The sequence below is a fragment of the Tractidigestivibacter sp. genome (assembly GCF_057241865.1).
Map to the genome: position 1 here is coordinate 40,349 of NZ_DBHHPX010000001.1, position 17,768 is coordinate 58,116.

At 61.8% G+C, this 17,768-nt stretch carries 15 protein-coding genes and 1 pseudogene; 15 read left to right on the forward strand and 1 reads right to left on the reverse strand.

Annotated features, from left to right (window positions below):
- Window positions 1-9: 9 nt before the first annotated feature.
- Window positions 10-704, forward strand: a pseudogene (locus ACO59D_RS00160) (transposase).
- Window positions 705-1,101: 397 nt separating this feature from the next.
- Window positions 1,102-1,317, forward strand: a complete 216-nt coding sequence (locus ACO59D_RS00165; RefSeq protein WP_130812249.1) for a hypothetical protein — start codon at window positions 1,102-1,104, stop codon at window positions 1,315-1,317.
- A gap of 66 nt (window positions 1,318-1,383) precedes the next feature.
- Here the strand turns inward: ACO59D_RS00165 and ACO59D_RS00170 are convergent, their stop codons facing one another.
- Complete coding sequence (locus tag ACO59D_RS00170; RefSeq protein ID WP_485125267.1) at window positions 1,384-3,000, reverse strand: PucR family transcriptional regulator; 1,617 nt, start codon at window positions 2,998-3,000, stop codon at window positions 1,384-1,386.
- Between the two features lie 286 nt (window positions 3,001-3,286).
- On the opposite strand from ACO59D_RS00170, the gene ACO59D_RS00175 reads away from it, so the two are divergent.
- The 13 genes from ACO59D_RS00175 to thrS all read left to right on the forward strand — a co-directional run bounded on the left by ACO59D_RS00175 (window position 3,287) and on the right by thrS (window position 17,720).
- Complete coding sequence (locus ACO59D_RS00175; protein ID WP_485125268.1) at window positions 3,287-3,553, forward strand: hypothetical protein; 267 nt, start codon at window positions 3,287-3,289, stop codon at window positions 3,551-3,553.
- A 15-nt stretch (window positions 3,554-3,568) separates the two neighbouring features.
- Window positions 3,569-4,519, forward strand: coding sequence for a hypothetical protein (locus tag ACO59D_RS00180; RefSeq protein WP_485125269.1), 951 nt, complete (start codon window positions 3,569-3,571; stop codon window positions 4,517-4,519).
- A 13-nt stretch (window positions 4,520-4,532) separates the two neighbouring features.
- Window positions 4,533-5,522 carry an aminomethyl transferase family protein gene (locus ACO59D_RS00185; protein WP_485125270.1) on the forward strand — a complete coding sequence of 330 codons (990 nt, stop codon included), beginning with the start codon at window positions 4,533-4,535 and terminating at the stop codon, window positions 5,520-5,522.
- Window positions 5,523-5,534: 12 nt separating this feature from the next.
- Window positions 5,535-6,359 (forward strand): SDR family NAD(P)-dependent oxidoreductase, encoded by an 825-nt coding sequence (locus tag ACO59D_RS00190; protein WP_485125271.1) that lies wholly within the window; start codon window positions 5,535-5,537, stop codon window positions 6,357-6,359.
- Between the two features lie 741 nt (window positions 6,360-7,100).
- Window positions 7,101-8,768, forward strand: a complete 1,668-nt coding sequence (locus ACO59D_RS00195; RefSeq protein ID WP_485125272.1) for a formate--tetrahydrofolate ligase — start codon at window positions 7,101-7,103, stop codon at window positions 8,766-8,768.
- Between the two features lie 220 nt (window positions 8,769-8,988).
- On the forward strand, window positions 8,989-9,633 hold the full coding sequence (locus ACO59D_RS00200) for a cyclodeaminase/cyclohydrolase family protein (protein WP_207302707.1): 645 nt from the start codon (window positions 8,989-8,991) through the stop codon (window positions 9,631-9,633).
- On the forward strand, window positions 9,633-10,478 hold the full coding sequence (locus ACO59D_RS00205) for a bifunctional 5,10-methylenetetrahydrofolate dehydrogenase/5,10-methenyltetrahydrofolate cyclohydrolase (protein WP_485125388.1): 846 nt from the start codon (window positions 9,633-9,635) through the stop codon (window positions 10,476-10,478). The genes ACO59D_RS00200 and ACO59D_RS00205 overlap by 1 nt, the downstream gene beginning before the upstream one ends.
- Entirely contained in the window at window positions 10,478-11,122 is a 645-nt protein-coding gene (gene folE / locus ACO59D_RS00210; protein ID WP_485125273.1) for a GTP cyclohydrolase I FolE, read from the forward strand. The genes ACO59D_RS00205 and folE overlap by 1 nt, the downstream gene beginning before the upstream one ends.
- 138 nt (window positions 11,123-11,260) lie before the next feature.
- The gene (locus ACO59D_RS00215) at window positions 11,261-11,662 is read left to right on the forward strand and encodes a formate/nitrite transporter family protein (RefSeq protein WP_485125274.1); all 402 of its coding nucleotides are present in this window, start codon (window positions 11,261-11,263) and stop codon (window positions 11,660-11,662) included.
- A 60-nt stretch (window positions 11,663-11,722) separates the two neighbouring features.
- Window positions 11,723-13,150: a bifunctional folylpolyglutamate synthase/dihydrofolate synthase gene (locus tag ACO59D_RS00220; RefSeq protein ID WP_485125275.1), complete on the forward strand. Its 1,428-nt coding sequence runs from the start codon at window positions 11,723-11,725 to the stop codon at window positions 13,148-13,150.
- Between the two features lie 122 nt (window positions 13,151-13,272).
- The gene (locus ACO59D_RS00225) at window positions 13,273-14,265 is read left to right on the forward strand and encodes a 3-hydroxyacyl-CoA dehydrogenase (protein WP_485125276.1); all 993 of its coding nucleotides are present in this window, start codon (window positions 13,273-13,275) and stop codon (window positions 14,263-14,265) included.
- Between the two features lie 224 nt (window positions 14,266-14,489).
- A complete protein-coding gene (locus ACO59D_RS00230) occupies window positions 14,490-14,921 on the forward strand; it encodes a zinc ribbon domain-containing protein (protein WP_130812239.1) in 432 nt (143 codons plus the stop codon).
- Window positions 14,922-15,953: 1,032 nt separating this feature from the next.
- Window positions 15,954-17,720, forward strand: coding sequence for a threonine--tRNA ligase (gene thrS, locus ACO59D_RS00235; RefSeq protein WP_485125277.1), 1,767 nt, complete (start codon window positions 15,954-15,956; stop codon window positions 17,718-17,720).
- Window positions 17,721-17,768 lie beyond the last annotated feature (48 nt).

Below are 17,768 nucleotides of genomic sequence, written 5' to 3' on the forward strand. Positions count from 1 at the left end.
GCGGCCGCAATGGGCACCCAACAGCAGATCCCGACGGACGGGAGCGGGAGCGCCGACCTGCGCGAGCTGGCGCGCGTGCTCCCGGAGGCGATGGCGAACGCAGCCATGGGCGCGCAGGCCGACGCCCCGTGCGAGGGCGGCGCCAGCGCCACAGCAGCGCGGTCCGCGCCGTCGCCGCGGCGGTGGCCGAGATTTACCGGGACGGCGTCTCCGCCCGCAAGGCGCGGAAGGTCGCCGGGAAGATGGGCGCATCGCGGCTGTCCGCCGACCAGGTGGGCTCCACCTGCCGCCCGCTCGACGGGGAGGCCTCCGCGCCGGCCTCGCGCGCCTTCGGGGGCCTGGGCCTCCCCCACCCGTTCCTGGACGCCGCCTACGCCAGGCGCCGCCGCGGCGATCGCCTGCCTCGGCTTCCCGGCCGGGCACCGCAGGCGCATCCGGACCAACAACGTGCAGGGGCGCACCAACCGCGAGACAAGGCGCCGCTCGCGGGTGGTGCGGGTGCCCCCGAGCGCCGAGGCCACGATCAGGCCCATGGGCGCCGTGACGGCGGAGCAGGACGAGGACTGGCCGTCGCGAGGCGGATCGTTCCGGATTCCCTTGCGAAGCTCGACGGGCTGGCCCCCGCCGACGAGTCGCGAGAGCGGGCGATCAAGGTCGTGCAGACGGCCATGGGGCTCGCCGACATGGGAGAGGGGGCGGCATGATGGTATGACGGGCGACGGATTCTAGGCGCTCAGCCGTTCCACCAGGCGGGTGCAGACACCAACATTCCCGACACTACCCTTGTTTGGTGGCGAAACGAAGGGTACCCCGCCGCTCGTGAAACGTTCTCACGAGCGGCGGGGTTTCTTGATGCGATGAATCTTGGAGATGGCATTTCTCTGCATGGACGCTAGTACGAACCGCCATACGTTTTACATGCCTACGTTCTGTTGGGGCTGTTCCGAGAAATCCCAGGCATTTCGTAGTCTGTCCTGCACTGCCGTCTAAGCCGATGCTCTGAGACGTCAAGGCAAGCGATTCTCCGCACATCGGGGTTCCTTGCGCGGGTGGCGACCTGCGACCCACATGGCTGCGGGCGCTCGTCAGAAGGAGGAGGACATGGCAGTTTCTGTCGACAGCAAGGTCAAGGTGCTCTGCAAGAACCCTGAGGCGGCGGCAATCATCTCCCAGTACTCGCCCGGCTTCACGACCGACCCGCAGATGAAGATGGTCTACGGCCTCACGCTGAGGAAGCTCGCATCTTTCCCACAGGCCAAGGATCTCGCTGATCACCTCGACGAAATCGACGAGAAGCTCAAGGCGTTGGGAGAGTAGTCGCCAGGAGGACAGTGACGCTAGCGTGCGGGGTGGGGCCGGACGGCTTCGCCCCGCTGCCTGTCTCTACCTGCGGTATTGCTCGACTATGTCCTGTGCACCGACCGATTCGGTATGCTCCTCGAAGCGCTTTTGCAGCTGATCGTGCAGCTCCATTGCCTTGAAGATCAGCTCGAGCCTGAGTCTCACGTCAGGGTTGGCTAGGTCCTCGCCAAGAAGCTCGCGAATCCTGTCGAGTCGCTCGATGAGCGTGGAGCGGTGGATGTAGAGGGCGCGGGCGGTGCGAGTGACGTTCATGTTGTGCGCGAGGAAGCAGGCGAGCGTCTTAGTGTAGGAGATTCCGGACTCGCTGTCGTGGACGAGCAGGGCGCGCAGGCCTCTCGTATAGAACATCTCGAGGGGTAGCTTGCCAACCGAGTTCACGACCATCTCGGTGAGCGCGTAGTCTTGGAATCGGTAAAGCGGCGGGGCAGCCGGGTCGATGAGGCTGCCGTTCTCGAGCGCGATTGACGCCTGGAGAAAGTAGGCCTTCGCCTCGAGGAGGCTCGAGACGTGGTCTGACATGCCGGCGCGCATCTCCATCGAGGTGAGCAGGGGCAGCAGCCTGCGGACCAGCTTCTCGCGGCGCTGCCCCTCGGGGGCAAGGTCATCGATGCGCACGAAGGCAACGACCGAGCGGCGGTGGTGTTCGAAGGCGACGGTGCCAGGAAGGTCCATCTCGATAAGGTTGCGTACGTACGAGAGGGGAAACTGCTGCGTCTTGTGTGCGAGGCGTAGACGTACGCAGACGTAGGTGCCCCGCTCGCTAGCCACCTGGAGGGCCGCCTTGCCGATGGCGTCGAGTGGCAGGTCGTCGCAGAGAGAGCGCAGGCTGTCTCGTATTGTGCTCCTGTCGGCGTCGGGGTCAAGGCTCTGATGGTTGAGCGCGTGGAGGACCATGTCGGCCAGGCGCTCGATTGTGGGGGCATCGCCGGGGCGTGGGGCTTGATCGGGGTAGATCCAGGTGAGGCACCCGTGGTACCCCTCGTCGTCGAGGAGGTTTACGTTGAGGGTGACGAGCTCGGGGAAGTTGATGCGGAAGGCACCCCGTACGTCCATCGAGAGGTCATGGGTCGCGAGGTACTCGTCCAAGCTGGAAAGCGAGAGGCGCTCGCTGCCGGCAACGTAGCCGACCGACGCGGCCACTCCGCCTTTGGCCAGTGCCTGCTCCGCCTCTTTTCCCACGGCTGCCACGCAGTCAAAGTTGGCGTCGATTACGAGCATCGACCGGTTTGCGATCTGCTCGCTCGCCTCGAGCATCGCCTGTACGCTTGCATCTTCGTTGATGATGTTGTAGAGGGTCTCCTCCCAGAGGTCGTAGCGCTGGAAGATGCGCTGCACGGCGTTGAAGACTGCGTAGAAGTCGGCTGTGGCTGCGACGGTGATCACACAGCACCGCTCGCCAAACCAGCGCAGGCGGGCGGAGGTCCCGATGCAGACGATCACGCATCCACGCCCGACCGTGATGTGCCGGGGCAGACGCTCCTCACGAATCACGTAGAGGTGATCAGGCTCCAGCTCCGTGGAGCCCGTCTCATAGAGTTCGGGGCGCCGCAGGCGCATCTCCGTCTCGCGCACGCCGCGGATCTCGGGCGCAAGCGAGCGGGGAAGGTTGTCAAAGACGATGTCCGCATTGAGCTTCATGGGTCCTCAATCTGTAGGTGTTCAGGCACACACTCTAGGCGGCGTCGTTTTCGCTGCGAACGGTATATACGCAAACGAGCAGGTAATTCGGTGTGTGGTTCTCTCTCTTCGCATGAGGGGCAAACCCCTACAAAGCGTCGATGGCATGCTTCGATATTCTCGTCACTTTGGACCCTATTCGTGACGCGTACCGTCGCCCCAACATGGATGAGGACGGCACGGGTGGCGCATGCGCGGGCCGCACCAGTAGGTGATGTGGGTTTTGTGCCAGCGAAAGGAGAGGGACATGGCTTTGAAGGACCATGTCGACACGCATCGTGGTGTCGAGACCGCCTTCGGAAAGATCATCCCCGAGAAGGAGGCGTACTCGTACTGCCTGAGGACCATTGCCGCGTTCTCGGCCAACCTGTTCCAGGTGATGCGCATCCTCAACGACGATTGGGGTGACCGTACCGCCAAGATCACCGAGATTGCCAACATGATGAACTGCGCGGCGTGCTCGGGGTCGCCCGACCAGCTCCAGGACTACCTCAACCAGTTCTACGACGACTGAAACATCCCCGAGCTCGTGAACCGCGAGGCGTGGATCGGCGCGATCTGGGGAGACTATGGGGACGAGGCCGAGGACATGGCCGGTCGTGTGATCCAGTTCACGCGCGACCGCGTCGAGAAGGAGCTTGACTCCTGTCCGTGGGACATTGTCGGATCCGAGATGTGCAACATGACGACTGGCATGTTTACAGCCAACTTCGACATCGCGGCCGGAGGTCAGCATGGAGTGATCACCAACGATGTGGCACTCAACATGTGCGAGGCCCGCGGCTGCGGCAACCCCCATTGCCGCGTCGTCGCCGAGCGCCTGGACAAGTTCGGCGGCGAGCACCAGGGATGGCTCGACCACCGCAACCAGTGTACACAGCCCGTACACGACACGCCGCCTGAGCGCCGCGTCAGGCATGCCCAGGGCCTCAGGAACGGCCAGTACACCCAGGCCTTCGGCGAGGAGAACTCGCTCGAGTGGCAGTACAACTGGGTCGCCAAGATGGGTTGGGTCTGGTCGGTCTCCTTCCCGCTGATCGCCATCCGCGACATGGCTACGTCTGACGAGGAGTTCGAGCGCATCTTCAGGGTCGTCTTCTCGACTGCCGGCAAGAACGCCTTCATCGACCCGTTTGCCCGCGAGGGCCTGCGAGCCTGGCTGAACGTCCCGCGCGACATCGGCGACAACGACCCACGCGTCATGGGCGCCTACATCGGGGCCATCATGGGCTGCCAGCTCGTGCCGTTCGAATGGGAGGCATTTGACTCCGACGGCGTGACTATCAAGGTCTCGACCGATGACTTCAACGGCCGCTTCCCGATGGCGCCGATGGACGAGATAACCATGGGATACGAGGCCCAGTGGCACAACACTGTCAAGACGCTCGTCTCGCCCGAGTGGTCCGTCTGGTTCGACGGCAAGGACGACGAGTACCAGCACATCAACGTCGGCCGCAAGGCCGACGACCACATGGCATAGGGAGTGACGAGAGATGCTGTTCAAGGATGACGAAGTCGCGCGCGCCGACGCCATGGCAGTCAGAAACGCCTGCGGCTGGTATCGATGGACCCATGACACCATCGACGTGAGGGGGGCCGACGCAACCGAGCTTCTCGACCATCTGCTGGTCAATACCGTCGCGACTTGCAAGGTTGGCCGCGAGAGGTACACCACGATGCTCGACGAGACGGGCGGAATCATCGACGACCTCATGGCAATGCGCCTCTCCGATGACCATTGGTGGCTCTCCACGCTCTATGGTCCGCAGATGATGAGATGGATTGCCGCGCACAAGGGGGATGCCGACGTGATCTTCGAGGACATCACGCTTGACATCGACATGTACTCCGTGCAGGGGCCAAGGTCCGTTGAGGCCATGGACCAGCTCGTGGCCGATCCCGTCGACGGTCTCAAGCGCTTCCAGATTGTCGACACCAGGGTGGGGGACGTGGACGTTCGCGTGGACCGCGGCGGCTTCACGGGAGAGCTCGGCTTCGAGATCTACTGCAGGCGCGCCGACTCCGGAAAGATTGCCGATGCCCTACGCTCGACCGGCGCCCATGAGGTCTACACCCTCGAGGTCTACGTGCGGAGCCTACCCATGGAAAAGGGCATGGCCCTTAGGCAGGACTACCACCACCTCACACCCTTCGAGGCAAACCTAGGCTGGTCGGTGCACTTCGACCAGAAGGGTGACTTCATCGGCCGCGCGGCGCTCGAGCAGGCCGAGAAGGACGGGCCGCGCTGGGCCTTCATGGGCGTTGAAATCGAGCGCGAGAGCTACGAGGACATCGCCCAGAACGAGATAGTGCGCAAGCGAGGCATCCCGGTGGGTAAGTGCCGCCAGATGATCTATGGCTACACGGTCGACAAGAATGTCGGGTTTGCCGTCGTCGACGCGAAGAAGTGTCCCATCGGCACCAAGGTGACCATAGGCCCAAACGACTCACCGGCAACGATCGTCGAACCCAAGTGGTGCTAGGGGAGAAGAGAAATGGCTACTCAGAAGGACAAGGTCACGCTGCTTATGGGCTGCGCCTCCGACATGGGCGCAGCCACGCTCAAAATGCTGCTGGCTGATGGCGCCAAGGTCGTGGGATTCGACAACAACCGAGAGAACATGGCCGACACTCTGGACGAGATCGCCGAGGAGATGGGCGGCTACCCCGGCACGCTCGAGATGGTCTACGGTGACGTGAGGCGCGCCGAGGACCGCAGGCGCGCACTCGACCTGGTTCGCGAGAAGTACGGCACGCTCGACACGCTGCTCTACGTGGTGGGCGTGCTCGACCTGATGTGCCCGGCGCACAAGACTGACGACGAGCTTTGGCAGTACGTGATGGACGTCAACTGCAACGACTGCTTCTACACGGTGCGAGACGCGCTGCCGCTCCTGCTTGACCACGAGGGGCCCGCCGCCAGCGTCGTGATCGTGGGGTCGGTCGGCGGGATCTACGGATCCACAGCGGGGGCCGCCTACGTGACCTCCAAGCACGCGGTTCTCGGCCTTGCGCGCAACCTCGCCTGGTCCTACCACTGGAGGAACCTCCGCGTGAACGTCGTTAACCCCGGTGCGATCATCTCGGGGATTCTCGGAAACGCGATGGAGAAATGGCCAGACCGCGACGTGATGGACGAGGAGGGCAACGACCTCTACAACGTCCGTGGCGGCGTGTCGCTCGGCTTGGACGCCAACGGCAACAGCATGATGGGTGATTCCGAGGACATCGCGCGCGCCATCATGTTCCTCATCGACGACGACAACAAGTTCGTCAACGGGGAACAGATGACGATCGACGGCGGTTGGACAAGCTTCTAGAGAGAGCTGTACAAGGCAGGTGCGCATGCTTACCGGATGGCATCGCACCCACCAGGTGCGTCGTGTGGCGGCTTCCGGATAATTGGGACGACGGAATCCCCAACAGATTGATCGCATCATTCGGGTGTCGGCTTGGCAACTGCCGCGACCGCTGGAGGCGGATAACCGACCAGGATTTGCGCCCGCAATGACGCCGGATTTCGCCGTCTAGGTATTTTCGAACGGTTAGGGCAGCCTAACCATCCGGGATTTGCAGGAAAGACCCGCTGGGGCGGAAATGCGCGGAATCTCGTCATTTGACCAGCCCTAACCGTCCGAATCCCGCATGGTTGGCTCATCCTCCCAGAAGGCAGAAGGGTTTATCCGAAGCTGCTGCCGGCATCTGCCCATGCGTGCTCCGGAGTGTCTCCCTTGGGCAATTCGCCGATTGCTTCTCGCCGGTTGCGGCGGTTTTTCCATTGTGGCCACGTCTGGGAGGTCGGTAAATCGACGTGTAAGGCAAGCGGGGCGAATGGTTCCCAAAGTCTGGTATCCAGGCGCGAAAGCGAGGCGGATACCATCCGGTCAAAGCTTGGTGAAGGCCCACGGATCCAAGGAGCCTTTTGTAAGAGTCAGACGGAGATGCGAACTTCTCTGCCCAAGTCCCCTCCATTGCAACACAATGGAGGGCGGTCAGTTCGTCCCGTGAGACTCGGTAACCATTGGCGTCGACCAGCGCCATAAAGCGAAAGGAAGCATGCGATGGCAAAATCAGACATTGAGATTGCACAGGAAGCGAAGATGGAGGACATTTTCGCCGTTGCCGAGAAGGCAGACCTCTCTCGCGACATGATTGAGCCTTACGGCTACACCAAGGCAAAGGTGGACATCCACTCCTTGACGGGCAAGCCGCTTAAGGGCAAGCTCGTCCTCGTGACAGCCATCAACCCCACGCCTGCCGGTGAGGGCAAGACCACCACGTCCATCGGTCTGTCCGATGCCATGAACCGCCTGGGCAAGAAGACGATGCTCTGCCTGCGCGAACCGTCGCTCGGTCCCGTCTTTGGCGTGAAGGGCGGTGCCGCCGGCGGCGGCTACGCCCAGGTTGTCCCCATGGAGGACATCAACCTCCACTTCACCGGCGACTTCCATGCCATCGGCGCTGCCAACAACCTTTGCGCCGCCATGCTCGACAACCACATCAAGCAGGGAAACGCCCTGGGCATCGATTCGCGCCGCATCGTGTGGAAACGTTGCGTCGATATGAACGACCGCCAACTCAGGAGCATTGTCGATGGTCTCGGCGGCATTGCCAACGGCATGCCGCGCGAGGACGGCTTCGACATCACCGTGGCCTCTGAGGTCATGGCCTGCTTCTGCCTCGCCACTGACCTCATGGACCTCAAGGCCCGCCTCGGCCGCATGGTCATCGCCTACACCTACGACAGGAAGCCCGTGACGGTCCACGACATTCACGCCGAGGGTGCCATGACGGCGCTCCTGAAGGACGCCATCAAGCCCAACCTCGTCCAGACGCTCGAGAACAACCCCGCCTTCGTGCACGGTGGCCCGTTCGCCAACATCGCCCACGGCTGCAACTCCGTCGAGGCCACGACCACGGCGCTCAAGCTCGCGGACTATGTGGTTACCGAGGCAGGCTTCGGTGCAGACCTTGGTGCCGAGAAGTTCTTGGACATCAAGTGCCGCTACGCCAACCTGCACCCCAGCGCGGTCGTGCTCGTGGCCACCGTTCGCGCGCTCAAGTACAACGGCGGCATCGCAAAGGCAGACCTTGGCCAGAAGAACCTCGAGGCGCTCGAGAAGGGCATGCCCAACCTGCTGCAGCACGTCTCCAACATCAAGGATGTCTGGGGCCTGCCCGTGGTGGTTGCCATCAATGTGTTCCCCACGGACACAGCGGCCGAGCTCAAGGTGGTCGAAGACAAGTGCCACGAGCTTGGCGTGAACGTTGCACTCTCCGAGGTCTGGGCAAAGGGCGGAGAAGGCGGCGAGGCGCTTGCCGAGGAGGTGCTGCGTCTCTGCGACCAGCCCAACGACTTTCGCTTTGCCTACGACGTCGACGACTCCCTCGAGAACAAGATGAACGCCATCGCCACCGAGGTCTACCACGCCGACGGTGTCGACTACACCACCAAGGCTGCCAAGCAGCTTAGGGAGCTTGAAGAGCAGGGCTTTGGCAAGCTTCCCATCTGCGTTGCCAAGACGCAATACTCCTTCACCGACGACCAGCACAAGCTCGGTGCCCCGCGCAACTTCCGCATCACCGTGCGCAACCTCAAGGTCTCTGCCGGAGCCGGCTTCATCGTAGCGCTCACGGGCGACATCATGACGATGCCCGGACTCCCCAAGGTGCCTGCCGCCGAGAAGATCGATGTGACACCTGACGGCAGGATTATCGGGCTGTTCTAGAGTCTCCCCGGGGGGCTCCCGTGCTTCTCTAAGCGAGATTGCTTCGCGCTTTGCGCTCAGGAAGTCTCGCTTAGAGAAGCACGGGAGCTAACCGGCGCCCTCACTAAGCCCGGCAATCCTGCCAGTCGCCTTCGGGCGATTTTCTCGGCGGCACCTGGGGGATACCCGGAGCGAACCTACTTTTTCTTATTCGGACCTTTTTCCTTCTTTTGGAGGGTGGATGGATACTGTAGCTCACATGTGGCTTGATGAGTTCTCGGATGTGCTCTCTTCCAAGGCTCCGGCGCCTGGCGGGGGTGGTGCCTCGGCAGTTGCTGCCGCAGTAGGTGCCTCGCTTGGGCAGATGGTCGCGAGCCTCACGCTTGGCAAGAGGAAGTACGCAGACGTGCAAGGCCGCATCGAGGAGCTCATTCCGCGCTTCGAGGCCGTTCGCGCAGAGCTTCTCGCCCTGGCCGACGAGGACGCCAAGGCGTTCGAGCCACTCTCGCGTGCCTATGGCCTTCCCAAGGCAACCGAGGAGGAGCGTGTACGCAAGGCCGAGGTCATGGAGGCGGCACTGCGTTTGGCATGCGAGCCGCCGCTCAAAATCATGGAGAAGACCTGCGAAGCCATTGACCTGGTAGATGAGGTGAGCCGCATTGGCACCAAGATCGCGATCAGTGACGCGGGCGCCGGAGCAACGATTCTCTCGGCAGCGCTCAAGGCGGTGAGCCTCAACATTTTTATCAACGCCAAGTCGATGACAGACCGCGACTACACCGAGAGCCTGCTGTCTCGTACGCAGGAAATGCTCGACGAGGGATGCAAGAAGGCCGACAATGCCTACTTGCGAGTTGAGAGGGGAATCCGTTGGCCCAGCAGATAATGAAGGGGGCGCCGGTCGCAAAGGCGCTCACAGAACGCCTTGTGCCCCAGGTGGAGACACTGGTCTCCCAGGGCGTGCGCCCCACGCTTGCCATCGTGCGCGTGGGGGAGCGCGAGGACGACCTCTCGTACGAACGTGGTGCCACAAAGAGCGCGGAGAAGGTGGGCCTTGGGCTGCGCAAGTTCGCATTGCCCGTGGACTGCACCCAGGAGAGCCTGGCAGGCGTCATTCGCGAGGTGAACGAGGACCCCGGCATCCACGGCTGCCTTCTCTTCCGGCCGCTCCCCAAGACCCTGGACGAGACGGCCATCTGTACCGCGCTTGACCCCGCCAAGGACGTCGACTGCATCACGCAGGGGTCTCTCTACGGCGTCTTTGCCGGTCAGCCCGTTGGCTTTCCGCCATGCACGGCCGAGGCAGTGGTCGAGCTTCTCGACTACTACCAGGTCCCCCTCGAGGGAGCCAAGGTCACCGTGGTCGGGCGCTCGCTCGTTATCGGCAAGCCGGTCTCGATGATGCTCCAGGCGAGAAACGCCACCGTCACCATGTGCCATACCCGCACGCGCGACCTTGCGGCGGCGTGTCGCGATGCCGACATCGTGGTTGCCGCGGCTGGCCACATTGGCACGGTGGGGGAGGCCTGCGCCTCTTCTCGGCAGGTTGTGGTCGATGTTGGTATCAACTGGGACGAGAAGGCCCAAAAGCTCGTGGGCGATGTGGACTTTGATGCCGTCGAGCCAATCGTGCGAGCCATTACGCCTGTTCCGGGTGGTGTTGGCTCCGTTACCACGGCGGTGCTCGCCAAGCACGTTATCGAGGCGACGCAGAGGACGGTGGAGAGGTGATGGTCTCGTTCGAGGACGAGGACTACGACCTTCCCGAGCAGACCGAGGGTCCCGGTAGGACTTCGGAACTCGCCTATGGGAAGCTCGACAAGCCGCACGTCGAGGCTGCCGTAAGGGAGCTTCTTATCGCCATCGGCGAGGACCCTGACAGGCCGGGGCTTGTGGGGACGCCAGACCGCGTTGCGCGTGCCTACGAGGAGATTTTCGGTGGCATGCGAAAGGACCCGGGCCACTATCTGCGCAAGCAGTTCCACGAACCTGGCAACGAGGAGATGGTCGTTGTGCGCGATATCCCCTTTGCCAGCATGTGCGAGCATCATATCCTGCCCTTCATGGGCAGGACGGGTGTCTGCTACATCCCGCGGGACGGTCGTATCACGGGGCTCTCGAAGATCGCCCGATGCGTTACGGGATACGCCCATCGGCTTCAGCTGCAGGAGCGCCTCACGAGTCAGATTGCCGACGCGATGGTGCGCGAGCTTGACCCCCTCGGCGTTCTCGTTGTGGTCGAGGCGGAGCATACCTGCATGACCATCCGCGGCATCCGCACCCCTGGTGCGAAGACCGTGACCTCGGCCGTGCGCGGCTGCCTCAAGAGCGATTCCAAGACGCGCTCCGAGGCACTGAGGCTGCTCGGGCTCTAGCTCTGGCTCTCCTAGTGCGCTGTGACAACTATTGATTGTTTGGGACCCGGCAAGCCCAGACCCTTGGGAGGTCGTGTGCCATGGATGCAAACCAGCTAGATTGCCTGTCTCCCGCTCAGACCCTCAAGAAGACGGTCAATGTGGGGGTCTCTAAGGCATCTAGCGAAGTCATCGCTGTCGCCCATGGCGGCCTTCTGCCGCGGCATCATGTGCAATGTGATGGTGTGCCTGGCCGTTTGGATGTCGTCTGCGGGGCACTCTGTGGCCGACAAGTTCCTGGCCTGCGTGATGCCGGTCATGGGCTTTGTCGCATCTGGGTGCAAGCGCTCCGTCGCCAACATGTTCTTTCTCCCGTATGGGCTTGTCGTCCAGCTGCTTGGCCTGGGCGGCGAGGTCCCGGGGATTCTCGCTCTTGGCGTGTGTTCCAACCTGCTGTGGGTGACCTTGGGAAACCTGGTTGGGGGCACCATCTTGGCTGGTCTTGGATACTGGCTTGCCTATGGTAGAGCGTCCATGGCCGACGCGCATGCAAATGGCTAAGCTTAGATGGTTTTGATGTAGGGCCGCGCGGCCAGGCCGTGCCGAAGGGCGAGAGACACCATGTATCATCTTCCGTTTGACGTTCCCCAGACAACCTACGACGAGGCGCTAGGGACGCTTCACTCCGCACTGCGCTTTGGCATCTGCCCCATGCTTGAGGGCGTTGAGGACATGCTTGCCGAGTTGGGGGACCCTGACCTCGCCTTCGAGAGCGTCCAGATTGCAGGTACCAACGGCAAGACCTCGACGGCCCGGTATGCTGCCGCGCTTCTCGCTGGCGAGGGGCTGCGCGTGGCGCTCTACACCTCGCCCGAGCTCGTGAGCCACACCGAGCGCATGGAGGTTGCCGGACACCCCGTTTCCAAGAACGCCTTCGCGCGTGGCATTGCCGCCGCCTCTGTGGCGGGACAGCGTGTGAACGCGCGACGTGCCCATGCGGGCGAGAGGCCCTACGACATCACCGAGTTCGACCTGCTCACCGTTGCCGCGTGCGCGGTGTTTGCAGAGGCGGGCGTAGACGTGGCCGTGCTCGAATGCGGCATGGGAGGCCGCTGGGATGCCACGTCTGCGGTTAAGTCCATCAAGAGCGTTGCCGTGACGGGCATCGGCCTTGACCACATGCGCATCCTGGGAGACACCCTCGAGAAGATTGCAGGTGAGAAGGCTGCCATCATCAAGCCGGGACGCACCTGCGTCTTGGGCGTGGGGACGGCAACGCCTGTGACTGTGGAGGATGTCCTTCTCGACCAGTGCCGTGCCGTGGGTGTCACGCCCACGCTCCTGAGGCCCGAGGTGCTCTCGGACGCGGTGGGGGAGATGCATCCCGGTATCCCTTGCGAGCGCGCAGAGCTCCCGCATGCGACGTACCGCGTGATCGAGCAGCCCAACCGCATCGGCGGCTCGCTTGTGCTCGACGTGCGCACGACGCGGTCGACCTACGCCGAGGTGAGTGCGCTCAAGCCCTCCTACCAGGCCGCAAACGTGGCATGTGCCGTGCAGCTTGCCGAAGACTACCTTGGCCGTCCGCTTGACGCCGATAAGCTCTTCGACTCCGTGGTTACCTGCCCCACTCCAGGTCGTTTTGACGTGGTGCGTCCCGAGCCCATGGCGCTTGTTGACGCCTGCCACAACCCCCAGGGCGTTGCCGCCTTCCTCGCGGCCGTGCGCGCGGTGGCACCTAACGTGGCGAATCGGCCCGTGCTTCTCTGCGCGGTTCTCGCCGACAAGGACGTCGAGGGCATCGTGTGCCTGCTTGCCCCGGAGTTCCCGCGCGTCGTGTGCGCCCAGACCTCGTCACCGCGGGCCCTTCCCGCCAAGGAGCTTGGTGCGCTCTTTGCGACCGCAGGCAACGCGCCCGTTGCAGCGTTCGACTCGGTTTCTGGGGCAGTGGCAGCGCTTGCCAACGAGTCGTTCGTGGCCTGCGGATCCATCACCACGGCTGGTGAGGTGACGGGCATCTTTCGCCCCGGCGTGCAAAACCGCGGCTAGCTCGTCAGCGGGACGTGCTGCCCCTCGTGGTGGACCTGCATTTCACGTGTTGGCTGTTACCAAGGCCGAGTACGATAAAATCGCGAATAGGAATCGTTACGAAACCGATGAAAGGACATGCCATGGGCTTTAAGAAGATTGTGGTCGCCGGCGGTGGCGTGCTGGGCTCGCAGATTGCGCTGCAAGCGGCATATTGGGGCTACGACGTCACTATTTGGCTGCGCTCCGAGAGCTCTATCGGCCGCTGCCAGCCCAAGCTCGACAAGTTCGAGCAGCAGTACCTCGAGGCCATTGAGGGCATGAGGGGCGCCAAGAGCGCGAGTGACCCTGCATGGTGCCCCGGTATCGCCGACTTCGGCTCGTTCGATGCGGACGAGTGCACCGCTCGTGTGCGCAAGGCCCACGATGGGATGAAGCTCGAGCTTGATCTCGCCAAGGCCGTGGCCGATGCCGACCTCGTGATCGAGTCGATGGCCGAGGTGGTCGACCAGAAGTCAGACTTCTTCAAGAAGGTCGCCCCTCTCATGCCCGAGAAGACCATCATTGTCACCAACTCTTCGTCGCTCTTGCCCTCGCAGTTCACCAAGGACACCGGACGTCCCGACCGCTACCTGGCGTTGCACTTTGCCAACTCCATTTGGAAGCACAACGTGACCGAGGTTATGGTGCAGAGCGAAACGAGCGACGCGTCGTTTAAGGCAGTGCTCGACTTTGCCCGTGGCATCCACATGGAGCCGCTGCCCGTGAAGAAGGAGAAGGCGGGCTACCTGCTCAACTCCCAGCTCGTACCCTGGATGCTCTCGGGCCTCGACCTCTATGCCAACGGCGTCTCCGACCCTCAGAGCATCGACAAAGCCTGGACTTCGGGCACCGGTGCTCCCAAGGGTCCGTTCCAGGTGTTCGACACCGTGGGCCTCACCACCGCCATGAACATCGTTGACCAGTACCAGAAGGTGCCTGGCATCGCGACCCCACTGCTCAGGAAGATGATGCTGCCCTACAACTTCAAAGGCATGAAGGCAGTGCTTCAGAAGTACATAGACGAGGGCAGGCTCGGCATGGCTGCTGGTGAGGGTTTCTACAAGTACGATGAGAACGGTGACATCATCAGGTAGGTCGGCGCAGATGTTGCCGCTACCTATGGGAGTGTTGTTGAGGTCGCGTTCGCATTGTGTGGAGAATCGTCCGTAGCGTGTGGCTCCATTATGCTTGCAGGCGAGGTTGCGGGCATTCTTGCTCATATCTGATACAATCATCAATTGCGTTGCCCGGTCATGCGCTACCGACCGCTGGAAGTTAAGCGTCGCGTTCACATGCGTCAACAAGAGGAGTCCAGGGAATGCAAGACCTTATCGACCAAATTCTCACCCCCGAGGTCAGGATGGTCCTGTACCTCATGGTTGTGTGTGTCGTGATGCTTTATGTCCTCTCCATCGTCTATGTGATTCGCGATGCGCAGCGTCGTGGTGCAGAGCCTTGGTGGATGTGGGCAATCATCTCGGTCATTCCTATAGCGGGCCTTCTTGCGTACGTTATCCTGCGGCCCAGCTCCTACCTCATTGATCGTGAGGAGCAAGATCTTGACATTGCGCTACGCGAGCACCAGCTCTCGCACTACGGCATCTGCCCCAAGTGTGGTGCCCCCATTGACCGCGATTTTGTGGTGTGCCCCATTTGCAACACCCAGGTGAGGAATGTGTGCCCCACCTGTCATCGTCCACTCAACGCTGACTGGAAGGTGTGTCCGTACTGCCGTACACGCATCCAGTAGCTGCGCGAACAGAAGATTTGCTGAACTTTCCAGCTTTGCTTCTTGGGGGTTCCGCTTTCTGCGGGACCCCTTCTTATGCTGCTATGGCTAACGAGACGATTTCGGATACACAGCAGTGTCGAAATCGGCAAAAATGTCCAAAGCCGTCTTCCCAGCATCATTGGTACGTCCACCCTCCGTTGCATGGCGGCCTGAGTGTGCACAAAAACGCTCTATCGGTGGGAAATTGGAATTCCGCTGCATAAAAACGAGCTATCGCGGGGTTCTTTGAGGACTTGACATCAAATATTGAATCAATGTTCCATTTAGTTGCATATTGTATAATAAATATGCGAGACTATGGATTAAGAAGTTGCGTCTTTGATAATCGAGCACCGAAGTGCCCCGCGATAGGACGTTTTTGTGCAACGGCGACCAAATACTCCAGCGTTAGAGGTGTTTTGTGCAAGGCATCCCTTGTCCGGTCACACTCGACGAAGCCGGCCATCTTGTCGAAGCACCAAACGGCACGTTTTTACGGGTGATGGCAATCTTACGGTCACCCACTGAGCGGCAACATATGCCAGCCTGGAAAGGTGTGGCAACGGTCCTCTTGGGGCTCAGGCTCGCAAGGGTCCCGCCCACACGCTTCGCGCGACTCCCGTGTGAGTTTGTCTTCCCTGCGACAAGCCATCATCTCTGGTGTAAAGTGTCAGTGCTTATCCAACGGCAGGCAGCGCAGGTGACCAAACGCGTCTACGGAGACGCAGTGTCGCATGAGCTCGCAGGAGTGTCAAAGAATGCGCGGGGGAGTTATCAGGGTATGCGCCACACGAGCGACGTGCACATGTTCCGTTTGGCCCAGGACGCAGCTGGTATCCACGCGTCTCTCGTCACGCGCACCACGACTGCGGCGATGACTATCTAGGCGGCTGTCCCTCGTCTGGCCATGCGCCACGTGACAGTCGCCGTTATGTGCCGGTCGCCGGATGCGGCCAGCAATGTCACCCTGCAGTAAAAGTTAGGGGAGCTACCCCAAGAAAGAGGTTTCTCATGAAGGTTCTCTACAACGATGGTCACGTGGGCGAGTGTCCCGAGGACCAGGAGCTGCACGTCGTTCGCCACTCCGCGGCGCACGTCATGGCCCAGGCTATCAAGCGCCTGTACCCCAAGGCCGACTTTGCCTTTGGCCCCGCCACCGAGAACGGCTTCTACTACGACATCGACCTTCCCAAGGGCACCAAGATCTCGGAGGAGGACTTCCCCAAGATCGAAGCCGAGATGGCAAGAATCTGCAAGGAGAACCTCAAGTTTGAGACCTACGAGCTTCCCCGCGCCGAAGCCATCACGCATATGAAGGACCGCGGCGAGAAGTACAAGGTCGAGCACATCGACGACCTCCCCGAGGACGCCCACATCACGTTCTACAAGCAGGGTGAGTACGTCGACATGTGTGTGGGCCCTCACCTCCTCTACACCAAGGCGCTCAAGGCCTTCAAACTCACGGGCGTTTCCGGTGCGTATTGGAAGGGCGACAAGGACAACAAGATGCTCACCCGCATCAACGGCGTCGCCTTCCGCAGCAAGGATGAGCTTGCCGCATGGGAGCACCTGCGCGAGGAAGCAGAGAAGCGCGACCACAGGAAGATCGGCCAGGAGATGGAGATCTTCATGATGAACGAGGCCGGGCCCGGCTTCCCGTTCTGGCTACCCAACGGCATGCGCATACGCAATTCCCTCATGCAGTACTGGCAGGAGATGCAGGACAGGTATGGCTACGACCAGGTCCAGACGCCCATCATCCTGTCGCGTAGCCTGTGGGAGACCTCGGGCCACTGGGACCACTACAAAGAGAACATGTACACCACCAAGATCGACGATGAGGACTACGCGATCAAGCCCATGAACTGCCCAGGTGCCTGCCTCATCTACAAGAGCAAGCCGCGTAGCTACCGTGATTTGCCGCTCAAGCTCGCCGAGGCCGGCATCGACCACCGTCACGAACTCAGGGGCGCACTCCACGGCCTGTTCCGTGTGCGCGAATTCCAGCAGGATGACGCGCACCTCTTTATCCGTCCAGACCAGATTACCGAGCAGGTCATGGACGTCGCACATCTCATTACGGCCTACTATGCGCAGTTTGGCTTCCCGTATCGCGTCGAGCTCTCTACGCGCCCCGAGAATTCCATGGGCTCCGATGAGGACTGGGCGCATGCCGAGCAGGGCCTGAAGGACGCCCTCGAGTCCATGCATGTCGACTACAAGCTCAACCCCGGTGACGGTGCCTTCTACGGACCCAAGATTGACTTCCACCTGCAGGACTGCCTGGGCCGCGAGTGGCAGTGCGGCACCATACAGCTCGACTTCCAGCTCCCGCACAACTTCCAACTCGAGTACACGGACAAGGATAGCTCCAAGAAGCAGCCCATCATGATCCATCGCGCGGGCTTCGGCAGCTTCGAGCGCTTCATCGGCATGCTCATCGAGCAGTACGCAGGCAAGTTTCCCGTGTGGCTCTCGCCCTGCCAGGTGAAGGTCCTGCCCGTCTCCGAGAAGACCCGCGAATATGCCGACCAGGTTGCCAAGGTTCTCCGTAATGCCGGCGTGCGCGTGAAGGTGGACGAGCGCGACGAGAAGATTGGCTACAAAATTCGCGAGGCCCGTTCGGTGGACCGTGCGCCTTACATGCTTATCCTGGGCGAGAAGGAGGCCGAGGGCGACTTCATTTCCGTGCGTGATCGCTCCAACGAGACCGTCCAGCGCCGGCTTGACGAGTTCGTGGCCAGCATCACCGAGGAGATTCGCGAGCGTCGAGGGTAGTGCGCGTCGGCTGAGACAAGCCTGTGATAGCCTACGGCGGGACGGCCG

Excerpts from the sequence above, each read along its gene's own strand:
- ACO59D_RS00200 (WP_207302707.1), top strand. The coding sequence starts at position 8,989 with ATGGATACTGTAGCTCACATGTGGCTTGATGAGTTCTCGGATGTGCTC.
- ACO59D_RS00230 (WP_130812239.1), top strand. The coding sequence starts at position 14,490 with ATGCAAGACCTTATCGACCAAATTCTCACCCCCGAGGTCAGGATGGTC.
- thrS (WP_485125277.1), top strand. The coding sequence starts at position 15,954 with ATGAAGGTTCTCTACAACGATGGTCACGTGGGCGAGTGTCCCGAGGAC.
- ACO59D_RS00185 (WP_485125270.1), top strand. The coding sequence starts at position 4,533 with ATGCTGTTCAAGGATGACGAAGTCGCGCGCGCCGACGCCATGGCAGTC.
- ACO59D_RS00190 (WP_485125271.1), top strand. The coding sequence starts at position 5,535 with ATGGCTACTCAGAAGGACAAGGTCACGCTGCTTATGGGCTGCGCCTCC.
- ACO59D_RS00170 (WP_485125267.1), bottom strand. The coding sequence starts at position 3,000 with ATGAAGCTCAATGCGGACATCGTCTTTGACAACCTTCCCCGCTCGCTT.
- ACO59D_RS00195 (WP_485125272.1), top strand. The coding sequence starts at position 7,101 with ATGGCAAAATCAGACATTGAGATTGCACAGGAAGCGAAGATGGAGGAC.
- ACO59D_RS00175 (WP_485125268.1), top strand. The coding sequence starts at position 3,287 with ATGGCTTTGAAGGACCATGTCGACACGCATCGTGGTGTCGAGACCGCC.
- ACO59D_RS00205 (WP_485125388.1), top strand. The coding sequence starts at position 9,633 with ATGAAGGGGGCGCCGGTCGCAAAGGCGCTCACAGAACGCCTTGTGCCC.
- folE (WP_485125273.1), top strand. The coding sequence starts at position 10,478 with ATGGTCTCGTTCGAGGACGAGGACTACGACCTTCCCGAGCAGACCGAG.
- ACO59D_RS00165 (WP_130812249.1), top strand. The coding sequence starts at position 1,102 with ATGGCAGTTTCTGTCGACAGCAAGGTCAAGGTGCTCTGCAAGAACCCT.
- ACO59D_RS00215 (WP_485125274.1), top strand. The coding sequence starts at position 11,261 with ATGTGGGGGTCTCTAAGGCATCTAGCGAAGTCATCGCTGTCGCCCATG.
- ACO59D_RS00225 (WP_485125276.1), top strand. The coding sequence starts at position 13,273 with ATGGGCTTTAAGAAGATTGTGGTCGCCGGCGGTGGCGTGCTGGGCTCG.
- ACO59D_RS00220 (WP_485125275.1), top strand. The coding sequence starts at position 11,723 with ATGTATCATCTTCCGTTTGACGTTCCCCAGACAACCTACGACGAGGCG.